Genomic DNA, 21419 nt, shown 5'->3' with positions numbered 1-21419 from the left:
ACTGCGGTCAAATAAAGGAGGCCTCTATGTGGGAGTTACTATCTGATCAAGTGTTTAAAATGTTGTGGCTTAACGAAATTGCGGGGAGATTCGTTGAACTGGTTGGTTTGTCTTTAAAGAGTAAAGCAGGAAACAGTCTTCAGTTTTTTATTTTTGATACAATCAAGATATTTATCCTGTTATCTGTATTAATCTTTACTATGGGAATCATTCAATCCTTTTTCCCCCCGGAGAAGACAAAAGTCATGTTAGGTGGTTTGAAGGGGTGGAAGGGGAATGTTTTAGGCGCTTTGTTGGGAACAGTTACCCCTTTTTGCAGTTGCTCCAGCATCCCTATTTTTATCGGCTTTACGACAGCGGGCCTGCCATTGGGTGTGACCTTTTCTTTTTTGATCTCTTCTCCAATGGTTGATATCGCTTCGATCATTCTGCTGATGTCCTTTTTTGGGACGGAGGTCGCCATTCTTTATGTTGTTGTCGGTTTGATTTTAGCCGTTCTCGGCGGATCAACCATCGATAATTTAAAGATGGAAAATGAGATTCAAGACTACATTCGTCAAATGGAGGAGGGCGTGACTTTCATCGAAGAGCTGACTTGGAAAGATCGAGTTCGCTTCGGAGTAGACCAAGTGAAAGAAGTGGCTGGGAAGGTGTGGCCCTATGTCCTGATTGGCGTTGGTGTCGGTGCTGTGATCCACAATTGGATACCAGAAACGTTCATTCAATCAATATTGGGGGAAGATAATCCACTTGCTGTGGTTTTGGCAACACTTGTTGGGGCCCCTATTTATGCGGATATTTTTGGTGTATTGCCGATTGCCGAAGCACTCTACAGTAAAGGTGTTCCGATTGGTACACTGGTAGCGTTCATGATGTCTGTAACAACACTTTCGCTCCCATCCTTGATTATGCTGAGCAAAGTTGTAAAACCGAAACTATTAGCAACTTTTATTGGAATTTGTATTGTTGGTATTTTAATTATTGGATTCACATTTAATGTTTTACCAATGTAAATTTGAAAGGGAGGAATAAAATGGTCATTAAAGTATTGGGATCAGGCTGTAAAAATTGTCAGACTCTGGAGAAAAATGTTCATGAAGCGCTTGAACATTTAGGAAAAGAGGCAGAGGTGCTCAAAGTCACAGATATGATTGAGATCCAAAAATATGGAGTAATGAGGACCCCCGGGTTAGTCGTCGATGAAAAAGTCGTTGTTTCTGGAAGAGTACCAAAAGCAAAGGAAATCCAAAAAATATTATCCTGATCGAAATAAAAATCTTAGCTGATAAGTAAAACAATACCCACATTCTGTTTGATGAGAATGTGGGTATTGTTGCAAGAAGTTTTTTCATTACTTATTGTTGAATAAAGCTGTAAAGTCTAAGCACAATCATACGATCTGGCCATTTTACTCCAGTTCCTTCAAATAAGTATATTGAGTGCGTTTCTGTACGCTCCACGCTAAAATAGGTGTATGAAATAGGAAGTGGAGGAACAATATGGAGGAACAGGAATATACAGTGGAGAAATTTCGCGAAAAAATCCTCTCAGATATCGAGATCAAGACCAGCGACTCGGTCATTTTGATGTGTGCGATCTTGATCGCCTCGATTGGCCTAAATATGAATTCGATCCCTGTGATCATTGGAGCGATGCTGATTTCACCGATCATGTCGCCTTTGTTGGGCGTCGGCTACGGCTTGTCCGTCTTTGATTTTTCAGTGGTAAAAAAGGCCGCGAAGCTACTCTTGGTGGAGGTAGCGGTCAGCTTAACAGTAGCGACCATTTATTTTTCCATTTCACCGATCACCTATGCCAGCAGTGAAATTATCGCCCGCACTTCACCCACTATCTGGGATGTGATCATCGCGTTTGCCGGAGGACTCGCGGGAATTATCGGCGCCAGGAAGAAGGGGAGTAATAATATCGTTCCCGGGGTGGCTATTGCGACGGCGTTGATGCCGCCAGCTTGTACGATCGGCTATTCGATCGCAACGAGAAATATGGCTTATTTTATCGGCTCATCGTATCTTTTCATTATTAACTGCGGGTTCATCGTGATTGCGACGTTCATTGGGATACGTTTCATGCGTTTTCCTGTGATGGCCCGATTGACGAACAAGGACATGCGTAAGATTAATACCTATCTTATTCTGGTTTCCTTGCTGATTGTGATTCCCAGCATCTTTTCTGCTTCCACTTTGGTGAGAGAAAGTATCCGAAAGTCCGCCATCAATCAGCTGCTGAATGAAAAATTTTCCGATTACGTTGTGTTAAATCAGGACTACGACAAAGAGAAGAGCAAGCTCATAGTGACTGTTTCCGGTGATCGGATACCAAAGGCCCGTATTCAGGAATTACAAAAGGAGTTGCCGGATTATGGCTTAGCCAATGTTTCGTTAGAAATTGATCAAGTTCCCAATCTCTCGGAGCTTGATAGTAACCAAATGTCGAAGTACTTGGATCAATATTTCAAGAGCCGACTAGACAAGGAAAAGGATAAAAATGTCGAAGCCAAGAAAGAACAGGAAACAACGGATTCCGGAGATTGGCAGTAAAGATAGCTCGGATCGCACCATGATTCATCTGGAAAGCTTCTCCATTACGAGAAGTTTTTTTCTTTGAGCAAGCTTCCCGGAAAAGTGAATCTTTTAGCCGATAATCGCGCAAGATGTGCCGATCGAATTAGTTTCCAAGCTAGTCCTTTTTCGATATCCTTATCAAGTATGTGCAAATCAAGAAAGGATGAAAAAATATGGAATTTATAGGTGTCTTATGTCTGATTTTGGTCAGTACGACGATCGCTGGTCATTTCTCAAGACGCGTTGGGATACCAGCTGTGATTGGACAGCTATTGGTCGGCATCCTTTTAGGAAGCGCGGGATTGAAGATCGTACATCCTGATATTCTGGTGGAGGATTTTTCTGAGATTGGGGTTATTTTACTGATGTTCTTAGCTGGAATCGAAAGTGATCTTTCATTGCTGCGAAAGTACTTCCGACCCGGGATGTATGTCGCTGTTCTGGGGATTTTATTTCCGGTCCTATTAGGAACCTTAGGGGGCAATCTTTTTCATATCGCGATGAATGAGTCCTTTTTCTTGGGACTGATTTTGGCGGCAACCTCTGTCAGTATCTCGGTGGAGGTTCTGAAGGAACTGAACGTGGTCAATACGAAAGAAGGGTCAACGATACTCGGCGCTTCAGTCGTCGATGATATCCTCGTCGTCCTGATTGTGAGCCTGAGCATGTCCTTTCTAGGGGCTTCAAGTGGGAATGATCAGCCCTTGAGTATCATGCTGATTGATCAAGTATTGTTCTTTGTTGGCATCTTTTTATTGATCCGCTGGGGTGCGCCCTATCTAATGCGACTCAGTAAAAAACTATTGGCGGAATCTTCTGTGATCATTGTCTCACTCATTTTATGTCTGAGCATGTCCTATTTAGCAGACTTTATCGGGTTAAGCTCGGTAATCGGCGCCTTCTTCACTGGTGTGGCGATTGGACAAACCAATGTTTGGAAGGAAGTTCAGTACAATGTGGAGGCAATCGGATATGCGGTCTTCATCCCAGTCTTTTTTGTCAGTATCGGCTTGGAGATTACATTTAACGGCATTGGACAACAGCTGCTATTGATCCTTGTGTTGACGATCTTTGCGATTAGCTCCAAGCTAGCTGGCGGCTACCTTGGCGGCAAGCTGGCTGGATTCGATAATCACAGCAGCTTGATGGTCGGCTCAGGGATGATCTCGCGCGGCGAGATGGCGCTGATTATCGTTCAGTTAGGCTTTCAGGCACATCTGGTGAGCAAGGAATACTATTCAGCCTTCATTCTGGTGATCTTGTTTACGACCTTGTCATCACCATTCCTACTGAAATACTTTACAAGAAAAATCTACTCGTAGGAAAATTATTATTTTAGAGGACAAATGTAAAAACTGTCATCGAGGGATCAATCTGATCGAAAACGATTAAGTGAATATTTCACAGGAATATCGTCAAATGATTTGGTCCAAAATGGCTTAGAAATGGAAAATCACAGATAGCACCTTATTCAGAGAAATCTCATTGAATCAGCTTGCTGACATCATTCAGCTATTAAAAGAAGACAAGCACCTTGGTCGCACAATCGTAGCGATCAACAATTAGTAGAAATAGTTAAGTGGACATGGAAATTCAGAGAAAAGCGGTAATTAAAACATTTTTAACCATCTAAAACGTAAGCAATTAACTCATTTGTTCATTCGCAGCGATTTTTAAGAGGATTAAAAATACTGGCAACAAAGTGTATAAGTTTTTTCTATACACTTTGTTTTTTCCTATTATAGATAATGACAAAAAATACCTTTTTTTATGTGTGCGACTCCAATTTTTTAATTTGTTGCGGAGAAAGTTCTGTTGCAGAGATCAATTCCATAATTTTTTTCGTTCCGTTCTCTTGATCAATCAAAAGCAACATTTTCAAAGTAGGCGCTACTTGTTTCTTTAACCATGCCATCGTGCGGGTGATGTCATAGGGTTGTGGTTCTGAAGTCAGTTTCAATTTTTCTCTAGTAGTTCCAAGAAATTGATTCCACATTGGATCAATTTGCCAACTTTTTTTCGGGTTATTTTTGATCGGTTTTAAAAAGATAATATAGGTATTGATGATCCCAAAAATCGTTCGTTCATAATCTCCATAGGTTAATAAATCTTGAATCGCATAATACGCGCGCTCGTTTTTCAAACGAATCTCGTACCGATTCTTGAAAGTAGAATTTTCCAGTGAGATGTTTCGTTTGACCATCTGTTCATAATTTTTCTGATAGAAACAAAAATAAATCTCGCTTTTTAGCGAACCTAAATAAAGTGTCTCTCCCAATGAGGTATCTTCTTGGTCCTCTTCAAAATTTCCAGAACGAAGAAAGCGAAAGGAACGGAACTTTGAACGTAGTTCGCCTTTTTTGCATTTCTCAGCGAGATAAGAGATCGGGATGACCCCAACTTGATCATTGATTGCCAGATCGATTCGTTTATAGTGGACCTTTTCCTTTTCACAGTCCCGAAAGAAATCGAACCATGAACGTTTTTGAGCGCGTAACAAACTTCCAAATTCTCGACATCCTTGTCCTTTCAATTCGATCAATATCCCTCGTTCATCCTCTTCTGGTGAGATCATGACCTGTATCTCACTAAACCAGTATTTAGCGATATAGCCGTAAAAGGCGAAATCATCATAGAGCATAAATTTCATTTTGATACGAAGAATATCTTCACAGATGTGTCGGACATCATGACTTTCAAAGCGCAACCGGACATAATCAAAAACCAATTCAAAATCATTCTCCGGATTCATTTTCTCCAAACACTTGATTAAAGAAGCTTTCATTTTTTCCGAAGGTACCTCTTTGCCTTGCTCAACTCGATTGATATGTTCTCTTGAATAGCCGCTTAGTGTAGATAATTTCGTTTGTGAGACACCGTATCTTAATCGCATTTCCCTCAGTTCTGTTTCAAAATCCATTCCATTCTCCTTGTGTGAAAAAATGTGAAGTAATGATTTTTACCTCACAGCTCGAAAAGTTTATTGAAAGATTGATATATCAAGTGTTTGGGCGATTATTTTGCTATAAATGTTGTATTTAGTACCCCCCTAGTTAGATACTGGGGGTTAATCGCTTTGCGGCGCGCATAGCGCGCCACAAAGACGAGCGGACCAGCTCGCTCGCTTGCACTGGGGTGCAGCGGCGGCTGGGTCTCGCCAGTGTAGTTCCTTTATGTGCCCCGATAAAAACTATTGCTGATACGCTAAAAGCCATTCTCTAACGGCCTTTTTACTGTATAAGACCATTCCCGAATCCAGACGAATTTCTGGACAACCATGAGCGACCCAATCCTTTAACGTGTTGACACTCACATCGAAATGAGCCGCGCAGTATTTCTGTTTCAAGATATCTCGATCTTCTTTTGCGTTTTCCAGTGCCTCTTTCATCATGAAATAGGCATGATGATAATTCTCTTTCTGCCAATCCATCAGCGTCTCTTCCATCGTCAAACAAATCACCTCCTAAAATCATTTTGATAAAATTTAAAAGACTATTTAGTAAACTTATAAGCCTTGTAAGAACATATTAAATCAGGTCTTTTTGGTTGTCAACTAAAATTTATAATAAAATAATGTAAACTTTTATGACTATTTTTCTTGATTTTTTTGTTTAGTGAGTTTACACTATAGGCAAGAGGTGAAGAGGATGATAGAAAATTTTGGCGGTAATGTCGCAAGATTACGAAAAGATCACGGACTTTCTCAAGAGGAATTAGCAGATAAAATCGGATTGAATAAACAAACGATCTCAAATATTGAGCGCGGCGTTCGCTATCCAACATTTGAAACGTTAGAAAAAATTACGAAAGTGTTCAAAGCGACACCGATTCAATTGTTTGGAACAGTCAAAGAGATCGCTATTTCTGATACGGAAGCAGTGGTGGATAGAATCGATGATTATGAAGATCGGGTTCAAACGATGATGCGCTTTGCGAAGGTATTTGACGAACAATACATGAAGGATATTGACGAAGCGTTTCATAAAGCAGAATACATTCACCAATTGTTTACTTCACAACCTGTGCACAACGAGGATGGTGAAATTGAGATCGATGGAAAAGGAAAACCACAAATGAAACCTGACTTTTTCTCAACGATCCCATTTGATGAGATTGACGACCTTGTAAAGAAAATCGAGTATATCAAAGCCAACAAAGAGTTACTTTAATTTCCTTTCCTATGTGCCCCACACATAAAAGGAGATAGCATTTAATGAAATTGGAAAAAAAAATCAAAGAGTATACAACGAAAAAAGGAGAGAAGCGGTATATATCGAAGAATACATATATCGGGACTTACAAAGATGGCTCTCAGAAGATCACCGATATTAGAGGTAAAACAAAATCTGAAGTTAGAAATAAATATTTGAGATTTGTTTATGAGTTTGATCCAAATTACACAAAAGATGAAGTCAAGGTAGTCACTTTCAAAGATCTATATGAACTTTGGCTGCCACAGTATAAAAAGGGTGTGAAACCTTCAACTTATCGAGGTACAAGGATTAGAATCGAAAAGTATGTATTAGCTGATCTTGGAGAAAAAAATATTGAAGAATTGAACGTTCTTACTCTTCAAAAATATTATGATGGGTTCATGAAAGAGAACGGGACAAAGTATTACCATCAAATTTTGCAGTTAATCTCAATCATTATCAGATACGGAGTCAGTGTAGGACTGTTAAAATCTGATCCTACTAAATATGTGATCAAACCCAAAATTGAAAAGAAGAAAAAGGAACGTCAATTCTTGTCAAAAGAAGAACTGAAATGTTTATATCAGCATTTGGATTCTTTAGATAGTCGATATATCAATGAGGTCCAAAAGATTCTTTTTCGAGTCTTAGCTCAATCTGGAATGAGAATCTCTGAGTGTTGCGCATTAACTTGGGATGATATTGATTTTGCGAATTGTTCTATATCGGTGACCAAAACATTTTCTTTTACGGAAGAAGGATGGATATTGGGCACTCCAAAAAATATGGCTTCCAATCGAATGATTACACTTGATCGAGAAACCGTAAGAAGATTACTTGTGTTCAAGGAAAAGCAGGACGAGTATTTTGAGATCGTAGAGAAGCAAGATGATGATTTCATTTTCTTATCTCGAAATGGGAATGTACTACACACTGCAAGTATCTATGACATGTTGAAACGAATCGTGAAGAAAATCAACTTGCCAGATATAAATCTTCATAGTTTGAGACACACTCACGCAACGTTACTTTTTGAAAGTGGGGCGACTCCAAAAGAAGTGCAATCAAGATTGGGGCATTCGAGTGTCAAAACCACAATGGATACCTATACTCATGTTGGTGAAGACATGAGTCAAAAAACAGTCGATACTTTCATGAACTACCTAAATGATTAGTAACTAAGTCAAAAACTAAGTCAAATTGATTTCAAGTGATTCTTGACAAACAAAAAACGCTCAAACCCTTGTAGCACAAGGATTTGAGCGTCTGTAAGAAATCTTACATTAATTTGTTGTAGAATTCAACGACTAATGATTCGTCGATTTCTGGGTTGATTTCATCACGTTCTGGTAAACGAGATAATGAACCTTCTAATTTTTCATCGTCAAAGCTTACGAAAGCTGGACGACCAACAGCTGATTCAACTGCTTCTTTTACTGTAACCATGTTTTTAGATTTTTCACGGATACCGATAACTTGGCCAACTTCAACTTCATAAGAAGCGATGTCAACACGTTTGCCATCGACAGTTACGTGACCGTGGTTTACTAATTGACGAGCTTGGCGACGAGTTGAAGCCAAACCTAAACGGTAAACAACGTTATCTAGACGACGTTCTAGTAAGATCATGAAGTTAACACCGTGTTTACCTTCTTTGATTTTGCTAGCGCGTACGAATAAGTTACGGAATTGACGTTCGTTTAATCCGTAGATGAAACGTAATTTTTGTTTTTCTGACATTTGCAAGCCGTATTCAGATTTCTTTCCACGGCTGTTTGGCCCATGTTGACCTGGAGCGTATGGACGACGTGCTAATTCTTTCCCTGTTCCTGATAATGAGATACCAAGACGACGAGATTGTTTCCATGATGGTCCTGTATAACGTGACATTAAAAATTCCTCCAATAAATTGTTTTGGAGTAAAATAATCCGTTGAAAAATTCATATCCGTGTAGTTCGTTCTTCAATCTTCACCTTCGCAGCCGCGGTTACACAATTGAACCAATACTGGCAACGAACTGGGGACGGGCTATTATTCTTCTGCTGCATTATTTTACACAAATGTCAGTATAACGGAAAAGGGCAAGCAGAGTCAAGTTCAGGTATTGCTTTTTTGAAAAAAATGTGTTAATTGTTGGGTGTTGGCGAAAAACGATTACTTTTTTTCAAAGACAGCGAAAAGATTGAAGGGGAATTGCGTAAGAAGCTTTTGCAAATTCTCTGAAACTTCTCTACAATGAAGGAGGCTATGGATGGACACGTTGGTTTTTCCGAATCAACCAGAGCTTGCGGAACCGATGGCTCGGTACATGAAGGATCTTTTTCCCTTTTGCGGGGTCAAAAAGCCGCAGCGAGCACTATTAGAACGGCCCTTTTTAAAAGAAAGTACCACCTTGCCAATGGAAGAGCTGATACAAGAGATTTTCCGCAACTATCGTAAGAAAGAGCGAGAGTATCAGTATTATGCGATTGATTTGGCACAAAAGAACATCACGCGTTTTTCATTGGAGGATCTAAAGGCATTGCTTCCTTTATTAGGTGAAAAAACTTGGTGGGATAGTATTGATGCGTGGCGCAAAGTATTTTCTACGTGGGTACTAGCGCATCCAGCAGAGTTGGAGCAGGTGTATCATTTTTTCTATCAGCACGAGAATTTTTGGTACCGGCGGGTGGCGATTAATTTGCAGCTGATGTTTAAAGAACAAACGGATACAAAATTGTTGACGCAAGCGATCTTGGCGGATCTCACGACGGATGAGTTTTTCATCCAGAAGGCGATCGGCTGGTCATTGCGTGATTATAGTAAGGTGAATCCTGATTGGGTAAGAGAGTTTATGCAGCAGCATTCATTAAGTAAGTTAGCCCTACGTGAGGGCAGCAAATACATATAAATGGAGAGAGATATTTTGGAAAGAAAATTAATCGCACTAGACATTGACGGTACCTTGTTGAGCAGCCAAAGAAAACCTTTAGACAGCACAATGAAGGCGTTGAAGGTTTTGCGTGAGGCTGGACATTTAGTGACTATTGCGACGGGACGGTCCCGCTTGTTGGCTGGCGATGTGATTCATCAATTGGGTTGTACGAATTACATTATTTGTAATGGTTCTGCTGGATTCTTAGATCATGAGCAGGTTTACAAGCATACGCTTGACCGTGAAGCGTTAACACGGATGATCGATTTTGCCACTGAACGAAAAGTCGACATTATGCTCTTTGGGTTAGATTCCTTCGGCCGTGTGACCGACTTTGATGGTGAGAAAGTCCGCAATGCGATGTCTTCTTTCGGTCAGCAAGCACCAGAGTATGAACCAGATTATTTCTCTCAACATGAAGTATACCAAGGCTGTGCCTTTTATGACCAGTCGATGGATGCCGAGTTTGAAGCAGCCTTTCCAGAATTTCGTTTGGTTCGCTGGCATGAAAACAGCGTTGATATCATTCCGAATCCTGGTTCTAAGGCGCAAACGATTTTAGCTTTAGCGAAAAAAGTCGGGATCAAGCCAGAAAATATCGTGACCTTTGGTGATGGCAACAACGATATCGAAATGCTGAACTTGGCGGGAACTGGTGTGGCAATGGGAAATGCCGCCAACCATGTTAAGGATGCTGCCAATCTTGTGACAGACACCAATGATCAAGATGGTATTTATAAAGCACTACGCCAATTAGAATTGGTTCATTAATAATAAACTGCTCTAAAGAATCGGGAGATGTCTCTCGATTCTTTTTCTTTTTATAGAAATCAAAGTGAAGCGTCAAAAAACACATGGCATTTATCATTTTTCTAAATTGTTTCCTTATTATTGAGTTAACAGATCATTGCATAAATAAGTGGCGGAAGTTGAATCGGTTTGTTACTTGAGAAGATAGAAAGTAAAAATCACAAATTAAATAGATATAAATATTATAAGATCTTTTTTTAACATTTCTTCCATTAATTTTATTTGTTTTTTTAATATTCTCGGATGTCTTGTTAATTTCTTTAACCGTGTTGACGAAGAGGGATATTTCCGTTTATCATATATATGATACGTGTTTTTTTATTCATCAAAAACAAAACAAATAGGAGGAAAAAAGCATGAAAAAGGTTAGGGTATTTAGCGGGTTGATTTTATTGAGTAGTTTGTTAGTAACATTGACTGCCTGCTCCGGCGGTGGCGACGCCAAAAAGGAAAATGAGAAGGAGAATACGGCCCAAACATCAAGAGTTGAAATGAGTGTTGAAGGAGGCAGCTACATCATTCCTGATGGGGAAAAGGTGGATGATGAAACAGGCTTTCTGGCACTAGATATTAAAGTCAAAAATAAATCTAAGGACAAATTGGATGTTTCTTCCAATGATTTTGCTTTGTATGATGAAGAGGGAAAAAAGGTTTCTTCAGAGCATGTGTATGATTCCAATGATAACTTTAAAGTAATGAGCAGTGAAAGCTTGTCAGAGGATAAGAGCTTTACGGAACCATTGGTGTTTGAAGTTAAGAAGGATGCGGAATATGAACTACATTATAAGCCAACCTATTATTCTGAAGACGAGAAGGATGAAGGCATTGAGTTGAAGCTGGACACGTCTAAATACAGCGATGATACTAAAGCTGTGGAGGCATTAGTGGGTCAATATGTGACAAACGTCTTTTATGGTTCTGATGAAGTGAAAGAAGAGGACAAGAAGGCGGCGGGGAAACTTGAACTAGCTAATGATCTAGAAGCGGAACGCAAAACCTTTAAAGAGGACAGTATCAATAGCTTGAAGGATGAATTCTCAAATTATGAGCCCTCAACGGCTGAGCTGGAAAAAGTGATCACTCAGCTTCAACAGACGAATGCTGAAAAGGGCAAAGTGACCTACAGCTTCAAAGAATTCTTCCCAGAATCAGCAGTCATCTATGTCCGTCCAGAAATGGTCTTTTTAGATGATGTTGACACTGAATCAATCACAGATAAATTTGTAGAGGAAAACAAGGGGAAATACACAGATTACACCAGTGTTCGTCGGGATGCTGAGAAATATCTATTACAGGAATTGCCTGGGAAAATCAATGAAGCACCGATTAATACGGATGACAATATGAATGGTGAAGGCTATCAAGTGAAGCTGGAGAAAAAAGATGACAAATGGGAAATCAACTCCACTAATGAAAGTCGAAATTACTATTTCAAATCCTTGAAAGCGGCTTTCAGAGGCGGACTCAATGACTAGAAAAACTGGAATACTGACAACGCTCGTATTAGTCGTAGTGATTATTTTCGGCTTTGTCAGCTATTCTAGGTACAAAAACAGCGTGGATGCCACAGTAGATCGTTTGGCATCTGCGCTGCTTGAAAATGATGAGACCTTGATCAAGCGCTATATGCCCAGCTACTCAAACAAGAAAAAAATTAGCAAAGAGGCACGAACTCTTTTTCAACAGCAGGTAAAGAAGCTGAAAAAAAAGCAGATTACTAAGCTTTTAAAACAGGGTGAACATTTTTCAATTGAGGAAGGTGCTTCCTTTTTAAAACCAGCTGAAATTTATCCAAATGCACGATTTCTTGTCGTAGAATTGCCTAAAGGTACCGATCTTCGAACCACAGTTCAAGCGCAGGAGGTTTCTGGAGATTTCGTTGAGGAGTGGAATAAATACACCTATGGTCCTTTTTTACCAGGAACATACAACGTGACCTATGAAATGGTACATCCGAAATTTGGCTCAAAAAAGGTGGAAGAACGGGTTGATCTCGAAGCGGAGGATCAGCGGCTGACAGTGAAAGAGAATAGCCTGTATGAGAACAATCAACAATTTCAAAAGCATCTACTAGCATCAGTCGTCAATTATTTTGATTCCTTCAATCAGGGGGTTCGCGATGGTTTGAATGTTTCGCAGCTAATCGCTTCTAAATCACATAAGGAAAAGCTACAATTGAGTTTTGCCGAACTGAAGCCCTATTTAAAGAGCTTTGATCAGCAATTTCAGTCAATCAAGCTCAATTGCGATTCAATTTCGGTGAATGCCGGACAAACAAAAGCTCAATTCGATGTCTATGTCGATCTCAAGCGTTCGATGCAATTAGTTGAGGAAGTTGGGATCGATGAGGCACTAACAACGGATGCGCAAAACGCAATCGCGAGTCTTGTTTATGATGAGGAACAGAAAAAATGGTTGGTAGATGAATTGGATTTCAGTACCTACCAACAGGACCCTGAGAACTGGGAGCATGTTCAAAGCCATCGTGCAAAAAGCGAGCAAAAGGCACATTGGGATAAAGACGATACAGCTGAGGTTGTTTAATAATGAAAAACTGCGGGTGCTTTGCTGCTCGTAGTTTTTTTATTTTTAAATTGCTTACAGTAAGTCGAATGGAATCTTTTATTTTCAAGCAAAAACAACTATAATAAGACAAGATGCTTAACTAGAGAAGGGGAAAAAAAGTGCGCTTACTATTCATTGGGGATGTTGTTGGTTCATTAGGTCGGCAGATGTTGAGTGACTATTTACCGCGTTTAAAGAAAAAATACCATCCACAGTTGACGATCGTCAACGGTGAAAATGCGGCAGCGGGTCGCGGAATTACAGAAAAAATCTATAAGAAATTTTTGCAAGATGGGGTCGATGTGGTTACCATGGGGAACCACACGTGGGATAATAAAGCGATTTTTGACTTTATCGCTGACGCGAAAAAAATGATCCGACCAGCAAACTTTCCAGCAGGCGTACCAGGTAAAGGCCATTTGTTTGTAAAGGTGAATGAGTTGGAGCTAGCGATCATCAACTTGCAGGCGCGTTCATTTATGACAGATTTGGATGATCCTTTTCGCATCGCTGATCAGTTGATTACGGAAGCGCAAAAACGCACACCGTATATCTTTGTTGATTTTCATGGCGAAACTACCAGCGAAAAACAAGCGATGGGCTGGTTCGCAGATGGTCGTGTCTCAGCGGTAGTGGGAACACACACCCATGTCCAAACCAATGATGGTCGTATTTTGCCAAAGGGCACCGCTTATTTGACCGATGTTGGAATGACTGGGCCGTATGACGGGATTTTAGGCATGAAAAAAGAACCGATCATTGAAAAGTTTTTAACGGCACTGCCACAACGGTTTGAAGTGATTGAAGAAGGTCGCACGGTGTTATCCGCTTGTGTGATCGACATTGACAAAAATGGCCACGGACAAAAAATTGAAACGATCCTAATCAATGAGGATCGTCCATTTAGAGAATAGAAGCAGAGGGATAAAATGAATCTAGCAAATGAAGCCGCCGTCGAAGCGGCTTTATCTCATTTAACAGCATTATTAGGTGAAAATGAAGTGATCACACGTTTCCAGCAGCTTCAAAAGCGCGTGGATGAAAACGACACACTTCAGCAACTAGAAGAAGGCATCAAAGCTGCGCAAAAAGACGCGGTCCAGTTTGCCCATTACGGCAAGCCAGAAGCAGAACGTGAAGCACTGAAAGAAGCGGATCGCCTCACCAAGGAATTCGATCAGCATCCATTAGTGGTCGATTATCGTGAACAGCTTTATGAAGCCAATGACCTGCTTCAGCATCTGACCACAATGATTCAAAAGGAAGTCAATGCCGCCTTAGAAGCAGATGAAGTTACAGGGGAGGGAGCGCAATAATGCCTCAAAAAACGAAAAATACGCCAATGATGGAACAATACTTGGCGATCAAGGAACAATATAAAGATGCCTTTTTATTTTACCGATTAGGGGACTTTTACGAGCTCTTCAACGAAGATGCCATCAAGGTATCGCAATTATTAGAATTGACATTGACCAGTCGCAATCGGAATGCAGAGGAGCCGATCCCAATGTGCGGTGTGCCGCATCATTCCGCCCAAGGCTATATCGATACGTTGGTGGAGCAGGGCTATAAGGTCGCTATTTGCGAACAAATGGAAGACCCGAAATTGGCTAAAGGGATGGTCAAACGGGAAGTTGTCCAATTGATCACACCGGGCACTTTAATGGAAGGCAAGGGCATCGAAGCCAAAGCCAATAACTTTTTGACTGCTGTCACTCAAGTCAAAGACAAATTCGGTTTCGCCTATGTTGATCTTTCAACTGGTGAATTAAAAACAGCGCTACTGCATGATGAAGAAGCCGTAATGAATGAAGCAACGGCGCTACAAACCAAAGAAATCGTTCTTGGCAGTGAGATTCCAGAAGGCTTGCAGAAAAACTTAGCTGAACGTCTTGGTTTGGTTTTTTCTAATCAAGAAACCATCGAGGACAACGCAGAATTCAGCTTCTTGACCGCCGATATCACAGATGAATTAGAAAAAGAAGCGACTGGCAAACTACTGACGTATTTATCTGTCACACAAAAACGCAGCTTAGGCCATATCCAAAAGGCCGAAGAATATCAGCCAGAGCATTTCTTGAAGCTGGATTATTTCTCAAAAACCAACTTGGAGTTGACTCGTTCGATTCGAACTGGCAAAAAACAAGGCACACTTTTATGGTTACTGGATGAAACGAAAACCGCGATGGGCGGACGATTATTGAAACAATGGATCGATCGTCCATTGATCCAGAAGCGTCAAATCAATGCCCGTCAAGCGATGGTTTCTTCCTTATTGAATGCTTATTTTGAACGGATGGACCTGAACGAAACATTGACAAAGGTTTATGACCTAGAACGCTTAGCTGGGCGTGTGGCTTTTGGCAATGTCAATGGCCGTGATCTGATCCAATTGAAAACATCCCTGATGCAGGTGCCTCAGATCCGTCAATTATTGACTGGCATCAACCAAGGAGAGTGGAACGATCTATTGGTTGACATGGAACCTATGGATGATCTGGTGGAGCTGATTGAAAAAGCGATCAAGGATGAAGCGCCGTTGCAAATCACTGAAGGCAATGTCATTAAAGACGGCTACAGTGAACAGCTGGATCAATACCGTGAAGCGATGACCAATGGGAAGACGTGGCTGGCGGAGCTTGAAGCCCGCGAGCGTGAAGCGACTGGAATCAAGACACTGAAGGTCGGCTACAATCGCGTGTTCGGCTACTACATCGAGATCACCAAATCAAACCTTGCCAACTTAGAAGAGGGCAAGTACGAACGGAAACAGACGTTAACCAATGCGGAACGCTTTATTACGCCAGAATTGAAGAAATTAGAGACCTTGATTTTAGAAGCGGAAGAAAAATCAGTCGCGCTAGAATACAACCTCTTCTTAGAAGTCCGAAACGAAGTTAAAAAAGCCATCACGCGTCTGCAAAAACTAGCGAAAAGCTTGAGTGCGACAGACGTGTTGCAAAGCTTCGCGACTGTCAGTGAACGTTATCAGTATGTACAGCCAACGATGGAGGTTGGGACACATAACCTGCAAATCAAAGAAGGTCGCCATCCGGTCGTGGAAAAGGTTCTGGGACATCAAGAATACATTCCTAATAGTGTCCACATGAGTCCTGATGAGATGCTGCTGCTGATTACTGGACCGAATATGTCTGGTAAAAGTACTTACATGCGTCAGCTCGCTTTGACGGTGATCATGGCGCAGATGGGTTGTTTTGTCCCAGCGGAAAGTGCCGAACTGCCGATCTTTGATCAAATCTTTACCCGAATCGGTGCCAGCGATGATTTGATCGCCGGCCAATCAACCTTCATGGTGGAAATGATGGAGGCCAATCAAGCCTTGCGTCATGCGACACCAAACAGCTTGATTCTCTTTGATGAGTTAGGTCGCGGAACAGCGACGTATGATGGAATGGCGTTAGCACAAGCGATTATTGAGTACATCCACAAAAATGTGAAGGCTAAGACGCTATTTTCAACCCACTATCATGAGCTGACTGTTTTAGAAGAAAGTCTGCCACAATTGAAAAACGTCCACGTTGGTGCGGTCGAGCAAAACGGCGAAGTCGTCTTCCTGCACAAGCTGATGGATGGACCCGCAGATAAAAGCTATGGGATTCATGTTGCGAAAATCGCTGGGATGCCAACCGATCTGCTTTCCCGCGCAGCGACGATTCTATCTGCTTTAGAATCTGATGCGCCTGTGCAAAAAAATGTGGAGATCGTTGAGGAAACCGAGCAGCTTTCGTTATTTAGCGAAGTGTCAACTGCTGAACTTGGTGTAGTCGATAGTATCAAGAAAGCCAATCTACTTGAAATGAACCCGATGGAAGCATTAAACTTCCTATACGAGTTACAAAAACGGATATAAACAAGGGGGAATTCGATGGGAAAGATCCAAGAATTATCCGAACGCTTAGCCAATCAGATCGCTGCCGGGGAAGTCGTTGAACGTCCAGCCTCGGTCGTCAAAGAACTGGTTGAGAACGCGATTGATGCGAAAGCCACACAAATTGATATTTTAATCGAAGAAGCGGGTTTGAAAAAGATCCAGATTGTGGATAACGGCGAAGGCATCAGTCAAGACGATGTCGAGAATGCCTTTAAGCGTCATGCGACTAGTAAAATCCATAACCGCGATGATTTATTTCGCATTCGGACATTAGGTTTCCGTGGTGAAGCCTTGCCGTCGATCGCCTCTGTTTCTGAGATGACTTTAGAGACGGCGACTGCCGATGAAACACAGGGTTCCTACCTTTTCTTAAAAGGCGGAAAAATCGAAGAACACCGTCCAGCTTCCTTACGGACAGGAACAAAAATCACCGTCGAAAACCTGTTTTTCAATACACCTGCGCGTTTAAAATATGTGAAGTCACTGCAAACGGAATTGTCCAATATTGGGGATATCGTCAATCGAATGGCCTTGAGCCATCCAAATGTCGCCTTTCGTCTCGTTCATGACGGTCACAAGATGCTGAGCACCAGCGGCACAGGGGATTTGAAGCAAACCTTGGCTGGAATTTATGGCGTGGCCACGGCGAAAAAAATGCTGAAGGTCGAAGCGAAAGACTTGGATTTCACGTTGAATGGCTATGTGTCATTACCAGAAGTCACGCGGGCCAGCCGCAATTATTTGTCTGTGATCATCAATGGCCGCTACATCAAAAACTTTGCGCTGAACAAAGCGATCATTAACGGCTACCAGTCCAAATTGATGGTAGGCCGTTACCCAATTGCGGTACTTGAGATTACGATGGACCCGCTGCTAGTCGATGTAAATGTGCATCCAACGAAACAGGAAGTTCGTTTATCCAAAGAAAAAGAATTGATGGAGCTGATCAGCCGTGGAATTGTTGAAAGTCTGCGCCAGATCAATTTGATTCCTGATGTCGGTGAAAATCCCAGCTTCAAACGCAAGGTTGAAAAAATCCACACGGAACAATTGGACCTGCCCTTAGAGGAGCAGCCGAAGAAAAAGAGTGATTTGAACTATGATCCTAAAACGGGGATTTTTTACGTTGAACCTAAACCATCAGAGACAGTTGAAACCCCGGTTCCGCTAAAGGAAGAAATCGTTGAAAAAACGATGGCTGTTCCACTTGAAACCGAACAAGAGAAAGCGGCGATCGTGGAAGAAACCCCTGAACCGCTGATTGAAGAAGAAGTCTCAGCAGAAGAGCAAGTTTATGAAGAAGTCGCTAATGCCGATCATCCTGAATTTGATCTAAGTACCCAATCGGGTGAAAAGGTGATTGAACAGGCGATAACAAAGCTGGAGAACGAGCATCCCAAAGAACGATTCCCGATGCTGGAATATTTCGGTCAAATGCATGGGACCTATTTGTTTGCCCAGAGTAAAGACGGCTTATATATTATCGATCAGCACGCGGCACAAGAACGGATCAAATACGAATATTTCCGCGAAAAAATTGGCGACGTTTCTGATGATCTGCAGGAGTTGCTGGTGCCATTTGTTTTGGATTATCCCAACAACGATGCTATCAAGCTGAAAGAGAAAACCGAATTATTGCAGGAAGTCGGTATTTATTTAGAAGAGTTTGGCCCCAACAGCTTCATCGTACGGGCCCATCCGACGTGGTATCCAGCCGGACAAGAGGAAAGCATCATTCGCGAAATGATCGATATGCTTTTAGTTACTGGTTCTGTCAGTGTCAAAAAATTCCGTGAAGCGACCGCCATCATGATGAGCTGCAAACGCTCGATCAAAGCCAACCATCACTTGAACGAAGCACAAGCGCGGGTCTTGTTGACGGATTTGGCTCAATGCGAGAATCCTTTCAACTGCCCCCATGGTCGTCCAGTCTTGATTCATTTCAGCAACAGCGATATGGAGCATATGTTCAAACGAATTCAAGACCCACACTAGTCTAAAGAGGAGCAGATTTATGACCGTTATTTTAGCTTCACAATCACCAAGAAGACAAGAATTACTCCACTGGCTGATGGCTGATTTCAACATTCAGCCTGCTGATATTAATGAAGAAGTTAAAGATCAGTATGCACCAAAGGATTACGTGATGGAGATGGCGCGGCAAAAGGCGGCCGTGGTTGCTGCTGAGCACCCAGAAGCATTAGTAATCGCCAGTGATACTGTTGTTGTACTAGACGAACAGATCTTAGGCAAACCCAAAAGTCGGGAAGAAGCCTTTGGTATGCTGAAAAGTATGAGCGGCGGCAGCCACTTGGTTTATACTTCTGTAGTGATCCGGCAAGGACAGCAACTAGAGGAAAAGTTAACTTCCGCTATCGTGACCTTTTATCCTTTGACCGATACGGAAATTAATCGCTATCTCGATAGTGATGATTACAAGGATAAATCTGGTGCGTATGGTATCCAAAACGGCGCCGGCGTCTTCGTTGAAAAAATCGAAGGCGACTATTACAGCATTGTCGGTTTTCCCGTTGGTGCGGTGAATCAAATGTTGAAGAAGTTTGATTATTAGAGAGAATGACGAGAAACGCTGGATTACGATTCGGCGTTTTTTATCTTTTTGTAGTAAATAGAACAGGTCATGAGCATATTCTTCGAAACTTTTTCTCATCGGGTGTATGCTCAGCGTGTTCCAAGTAAGCTTGAAAGAGGGGAAGAACCATGGAGCAAGAAGAATTGAAAAAGAAACTCTCACCAATGGAATACGCAGTGACGCAGGAAAATGCGACCGAGCGTCCATTTTCTGGAAAGTATGATGACTTCTATCAAAAAGGGATCTATGTAGATGTTGTCAGCGGTGAACCGTTGTTTTCTTCTAGTGACAAATACGACGCCGGATGTGGTTGGCCAGCCTTTAGCCGTCCAATCGAAAAGCGTGGGGTAGCTGAGAAGGCGGATTTTTCTCACGGCATGCACCGAGTAGAGGTTCGCAGCAAGGAAGCCGATTCCCATTTAGGCCATGTCTTTAACGATGGTCCTCAAGATCAAGGCGGCTTGCGCTATTGTATCAACTCCGCAGCATTGCGCTTTATTCCAGTCGAAGAGATGGAAGCAGCCGGCTACGGTCAATATAAAGAGCTTGTGAAATAAAATGCGCCGATAGATCGGCGTATTTTTTTTAGTGATTGCCTTTTGGAATTCAGTCGCTAGCGACAATCCCTTTTCAGAAAATGTATGAAATCGCAACAAAACTTGGAGAGCGAGGCGTTCTTTTTTCGCTATACTAGAACTATCTTATTTTAGAAAAGGCGATATTTGTGAAACTATTTAAAGAATTAAGTTTATTATTCCTCTATTCTATTATTGGCGAAGGACTGCGGATGTTTCTTCATTTGCCGGTTCCAGGAAGTATCATCGGTATTGTGCTCCTCTTTCTTTCCTTCCAAACCAAACTATTAAAACCATCGGCAATTGAGGATACAGCGAACTTTCTGTTGAATCATTTGACGATTTTATTTGTACCAGCCGGTGTCGGTTTGATGCAATATTACGGAGCCATTAAATATACCTGGCCGATTCTGTTAGGCGCCGTTGTTTTGTGCTCTCTTGTCTCACTTGTGGCTGTCGGAAAAACAGCAGAATTTGTTGAAAAAATCAGTATGAAGGGCAACGAAGAAAAAGCGCGGCTGGCTGAAAAGGTTGAAAAATTGCGAGGTGAAGCGGATGATTTCAGCGCTGGCAAGTAACCCGCTTTTTGGCCTAGCACTTACCTTGCTTATCTACCTAGCAATGGAAAAATTGTTGAGCAAGGTGAACATTCCCTTCATCAATCCTTTGATCGCGAGTGTAGTCATTATCATTATTTTGTTGAAACTCAGCGGAATCAGCTATCAGGAGTACAACACTGGCGGGAACTTATTTACCATGATGATTACACCAGCGACAGTGGCGTTAGCTTTGCCGCTTTACCAAAATTTCGATAAGCTTAAGAAATATTTCTTGCCGGTGATTTTAGGAACACTGGTGGGCGTGGTGCTTAACTGTTTACTAAGTGTTGGGATCGGCCGCTTGTTCTCATTGAAGCAGGGGATTGTCGTTTCGTTATTGCCAAAATCAGTGACGACAGCGATCTCGGTTGATCTTTCTAGTCAGATGGGCGGCATTTCGCCAGTGACATTGGCGATCGTTGTTTCAACTGGAATCTTTGGCGCCTTAGTTGGAACGAAGGTTTTCCAACTTTTCAATATTCAAAGTCCCGTGGCAAAAGGCATCGCTTTAGGCAGCACCTCTCATGCGATCGGTACCGGCCGAGCGATCGAACTCGGTGAACTAGAAGGCATTCTCGCTGGTTTGTGTATTTGTGTCAACGGGTTAGTGACAGTGGCGTTGCTGCCAATTTTATTTCGGCTATTCGAAGGTCTTTAGTATCAACTCCTTGCGCTCTTTTGCTAAAATGTAGCGT

21 protein-coding genes are annotated in these 21419 nt (G+C 41.8%); 18 read left to right on the top strand and 3 right to left on the bottom strand.

Going from position 1 to position 21419, the window contains the following annotated elements; all coding sequences use genetic code 11:
• The first annotated feature begins 26 nt into the window (after nucleotides 1-26).
• The 4 genes from KQI58_RS13240 (at nucleotide 27) to KQI58_RS13225 (ending at nucleotide 3904) form a co-directional block, all read left to right on the top strand.
• A complete protein-coding gene (locus tag KQI58_RS13240) occupies nucleotides 27-1013 on the top strand; it encodes a permease (RefSeq protein WP_216409559.1) in 987 nt (328 codons plus the stop codon).
• A gap of 20 nt (nucleotides 1014-1033) precedes the next feature.
• A complete protein-coding gene (locus KQI58_RS13235) occupies nucleotides 1034-1264 on the top strand; it encodes a thioredoxin family protein (protein ID WP_115872967.1) in 231 nt (76 codons plus the stop codon).
• Between the two features lie 235 nt (nucleotides 1265-1499).
• Complete coding sequence (locus tag KQI58_RS13230; RefSeq protein WP_115872966.1) at nucleotides 1500-2558, top strand: DUF389 domain-containing protein; 1059 nt, start codon at nucleotides 1500-1502, stop codon at nucleotides 2556-2558.
• A gap of 197 nt (nucleotides 2559-2755) precedes the next feature.
• The gene (locus KQI58_RS13225; RefSeq protein WP_216409558.1) at nucleotides 2756-3904 is read left to right on the top strand and encodes a cation:proton antiporter; all 1149 of its coding nucleotides are present in this window, start codon (nucleotides 2756-2758) and stop codon (nucleotides 3902-3904) included.
• A 446-nt stretch (nucleotides 3905-4350) separates the two neighbouring features.
• On the opposite strand, the gene KQI58_RS13220 is transcribed toward KQI58_RS13225, so the two are convergent.
• Together KQI58_RS13220 and KQI58_RS13215 are read right to left on the bottom strand one after the other, a co-directional pair.
• Entirely contained in the window at nucleotides 4351-5502 is a 1152-nt protein-coding gene (locus KQI58_RS13220) for a replication initiation factor domain-containing protein (RefSeq protein ID WP_115872964.1), read from the bottom strand.
• 270 nt (nucleotides 5503-5772) lie between these two features.
• Nucleotides 5773-6027, bottom strand: coding sequence for a DNA-binding protein (locus KQI58_RS13215; RefSeq protein WP_115873559.1), 255 nt, complete (start codon nucleotides 6025-6027; stop codon nucleotides 5773-5775).
• Between the two features lie 202 nt (nucleotides 6028-6229).
• On the opposite strand from KQI58_RS13215, the gene KQI58_RS13210 reads away from it, so the two are divergent.
• Together KQI58_RS13210 and KQI58_RS13205 are read left to right on the top strand one after the other, a co-directional pair.
• Complete coding sequence (locus KQI58_RS13210) at nucleotides 6230-6751, top strand: helix-turn-helix domain-containing protein (RefSeq protein ID WP_216409557.1); 522 nt, start codon at nucleotides 6230-6232, stop codon at nucleotides 6749-6751.
• A gap of 44 nt (nucleotides 6752-6795) precedes the next feature.
• Nucleotides 6796-7950: a tyrosine-type recombinase/integrase gene (locus KQI58_RS13205; protein WP_115872962.1), complete on the top strand. Its 1155-nt coding sequence runs from the start codon at nucleotides 6796-6798 to the stop codon at nucleotides 7948-7950.
• A 103-nt stretch (nucleotides 7951-8053) separates the two neighbouring features.
• On the opposite strand, the gene rpsD is transcribed toward KQI58_RS13205, so the two are convergent.
• A complete protein-coding gene (rpsD, locus tag KQI58_RS13200) occupies nucleotides 8054-8665 on the bottom strand; it encodes a 30S ribosomal protein S4 (RefSeq protein ID WP_016181608.1) in 612 nt (203 codons plus the stop codon).
• Nucleotides 8666-9027: 362 nt separating this feature from the next.
• Between rpsD and KQI58_RS13195 the strand changes: the two genes are divergently transcribed.
• The 12 genes from KQI58_RS13195 (at nucleotide 9028) to KQI58_RS13140 (ending at nucleotide 21382) form a co-directional block, all read left to right on the top strand.
• The gene (locus tag KQI58_RS13195; protein ID WP_216409556.1) at nucleotides 9028-9666 is read left to right on the top strand and encodes a DNA alkylation repair protein; all 639 of its coding nucleotides are present in this window, start codon (nucleotides 9028-9030) and stop codon (nucleotides 9664-9666) included.
• Between the two features lie 15 nt (nucleotides 9667-9681).
• Entirely contained in the window at nucleotides 9682-10461 is a 780-nt protein-coding gene (locus tag KQI58_RS13190) for an HAD family hydrolase (RefSeq protein WP_216409555.1), read from the top strand.
• A 395-nt stretch (nucleotides 10462-10856) separates the two neighbouring features.
• A complete protein-coding gene (locus tag KQI58_RS13185; RefSeq protein WP_216409554.1) occupies nucleotides 10857-11975 on the top strand; it encodes a DUF4352 domain-containing protein in 1119 nt (372 codons plus the stop codon).
• Nucleotides 11968-13044 carry a hypothetical protein gene (locus KQI58_RS13180; RefSeq protein WP_216409553.1) on the top strand — a complete coding sequence of 359 codons (1077 nt, stop codon included), beginning with the start codon at nucleotides 11968-11970 and terminating at the stop codon, nucleotides 13042-13044. The genes KQI58_RS13185 and KQI58_RS13180 overlap by 8 nt, the downstream gene beginning before the upstream one ends.
• Before the next feature lie 140 nt (nucleotides 13045-13184).
• Entirely contained in the window at nucleotides 13185-13979 is a 795-nt protein-coding gene (locus tag KQI58_RS13175; RefSeq protein WP_216409552.1) for a TIGR00282 family metallophosphoesterase, read from the top strand.
• Between the two features lie 15 nt (nucleotides 13980-13994).
• The gene (locus KQI58_RS13170; RefSeq protein WP_216409551.1) at nucleotides 13995-14381 is read left to right on the top strand and encodes a YlbF family regulator; all 387 of its coding nucleotides are present in this window, start codon (nucleotides 13995-13997) and stop codon (nucleotides 14379-14381) included.
• Nucleotides 14381-16936, top strand: coding sequence for a DNA mismatch repair protein MutS (gene mutS / locus KQI58_RS13165; RefSeq protein ID WP_216409550.1), 2556 nt, complete (start codon nucleotides 14381-14383; stop codon nucleotides 16934-16936). Before KQI58_RS13170 ends, mutS begins: the two co-directional genes overlap by 1 nt.
• Before the next feature lie 15 nt (nucleotides 16937-16951).
• Nucleotides 16952-18952, top strand: a complete 2001-nt coding sequence (gene mutL / locus KQI58_RS13160) for a DNA mismatch repair endonuclease MutL (protein ID WP_216409549.1) — start codon at nucleotides 16952-16954, stop codon at nucleotides 18950-18952.
• A 19-nt stretch (nucleotides 18953-18971) separates the two neighbouring features.
• The gene (locus KQI58_RS13155; protein ID WP_216409548.1) at nucleotides 18972-19529 is read left to right on the top strand and encodes a Maf family protein; all 558 of its coding nucleotides are present in this window, start codon (nucleotides 18972-18974) and stop codon (nucleotides 19527-19529) included.
• A gap of 149 nt (nucleotides 19530-19678) precedes the next feature.
• Nucleotides 19679-20107, top strand: a complete 429-nt coding sequence (gene msrB, locus KQI58_RS13150) for a peptide-methionine (R)-S-oxide reductase MsrB (protein ID WP_216409547.1) — start codon at nucleotides 19679-19681, stop codon at nucleotides 20105-20107.
• Between the two features lie 167 nt (nucleotides 20108-20274).
• Entirely contained in the window at nucleotides 20275-20703 is a 429-nt protein-coding gene (locus KQI58_RS13145) for a CidA/LrgA family protein (RefSeq protein ID WP_216409546.1), read from the top strand.
• On the top strand, nucleotides 20684-21382 hold the full coding sequence (locus KQI58_RS13140) for an LrgB family protein (RefSeq protein ID WP_437177530.1): 699 nt from the start codon (nucleotides 20684-20686) through the stop codon (nucleotides 21380-21382). Before KQI58_RS13145 ends, KQI58_RS13140 begins: the two co-directional genes overlap by 20 nt.
• Nucleotides 21383-21419 lie beyond the last annotated feature (37 nt).

This window comes from Enterococcus raffinosus, from assembly GCF_018917525.1.
Classification (GTDB): Bacteria; Bacillota; Bacilli; order Lactobacillales; family Enterococcaceae; genus Enterococcus_A; species Enterococcus_A raffinosus_A.
This window is presented reverse-complemented; position numbering and strand designations above follow the sequence as displayed.

Coding starts and splice junctions, on each gene's coding strand:
- KQI58_RS13240 (WP_216409559.1), top strand. CDS start 27: ATGTGGGAGTTACTATCTGATCAAGTGTTTAAAATGTTGTGGCTTAAC.
- KQI58_RS13235 (WP_115872967.1), top strand. CDS start 1,034: ATGGTCATTAAAGTATTGGGATCAGGCTGTAAAAATTGTCAGACTCTG.
- KQI58_RS13230 (WP_115872966.1), top strand. CDS start 1,500: ATGGAGGAACAGGAATATACAGTGGAGAAATTTCGCGAAAAAATCCTC.
- KQI58_RS13225 (WP_216409558.1), top strand. CDS start 2,756: ATGGAATTTATAGGTGTCTTATGTCTGATTTTGGTCAGTACGACGATC.
- KQI58_RS13220 (WP_115872964.1), bottom strand. CDS start 5,502: ATGGATTTTGAAACAGAACTGAGGGAAATGCGATTAAGATACGGTGTC.
- KQI58_RS13215 (WP_115873559.1), bottom strand. CDS start 6,027: ATGGAAGAGACGCTGATGGATTGGCAGAAAGAGAATTATCATCATGCC.
- KQI58_RS13210 (WP_216409557.1), top strand. CDS start 6,230: ATGATAGAAAATTTTGGCGGTAATGTCGCAAGATTACGAAAAGATCAC.
- KQI58_RS13205 (WP_115872962.1), top strand. CDS start 6,796: ATGAAATTGGAAAAAAAAATCAAAGAGTATACAACGAAAAAAGGAGAG.
- rpsD (WP_016181608.1), bottom strand. CDS start 8,665: ATGTCACGTTATACAGGACCATCATGGAAACAATCTCGTCGTCTTGGT.
- KQI58_RS13195 (WP_216409556.1), top strand. CDS start 9,028: ATGGACACGTTGGTTTTTCCGAATCAACCAGAGCTTGCGGAACCGATG.
- KQI58_RS13185 (WP_216409554.1), top strand. CDS start 10,857: ATGAAAAAGGTTAGGGTATTTAGCGGGTTGATTTTATTGAGTAGTTTG.
- KQI58_RS13180 (WP_216409553.1), top strand. CDS start 11,968: ATGACTAGAAAAACTGGAATACTGACAACGCTCGTATTAGTCGTAGTG.
- KQI58_RS13170 (WP_216409551.1), top strand. CDS start 13,995: ATGAATCTAGCAAATGAAGCCGCCGTCGAAGCGGCTTTATCTCATTTA.
- mutS (WP_216409550.1), top strand. CDS start 14,381: ATGCCTCAAAAAACGAAAAATACGCCAATGATGGAACAATACTTGGCG.
- mutL (WP_216409549.1), top strand. CDS start 16,952: ATGGGAAAGATCCAAGAATTATCCGAACGCTTAGCCAATCAGATCGCT.
- KQI58_RS13155 (WP_216409548.1), top strand. CDS start 18,972: ATGACCGTTATTTTAGCTTCACAATCACCAAGAAGACAAGAATTACTC.
- msrB (WP_216409547.1), top strand. CDS start 19,679: ATGGAGCAAGAAGAATTGAAAAAGAAACTCTCACCAATGGAATACGCA.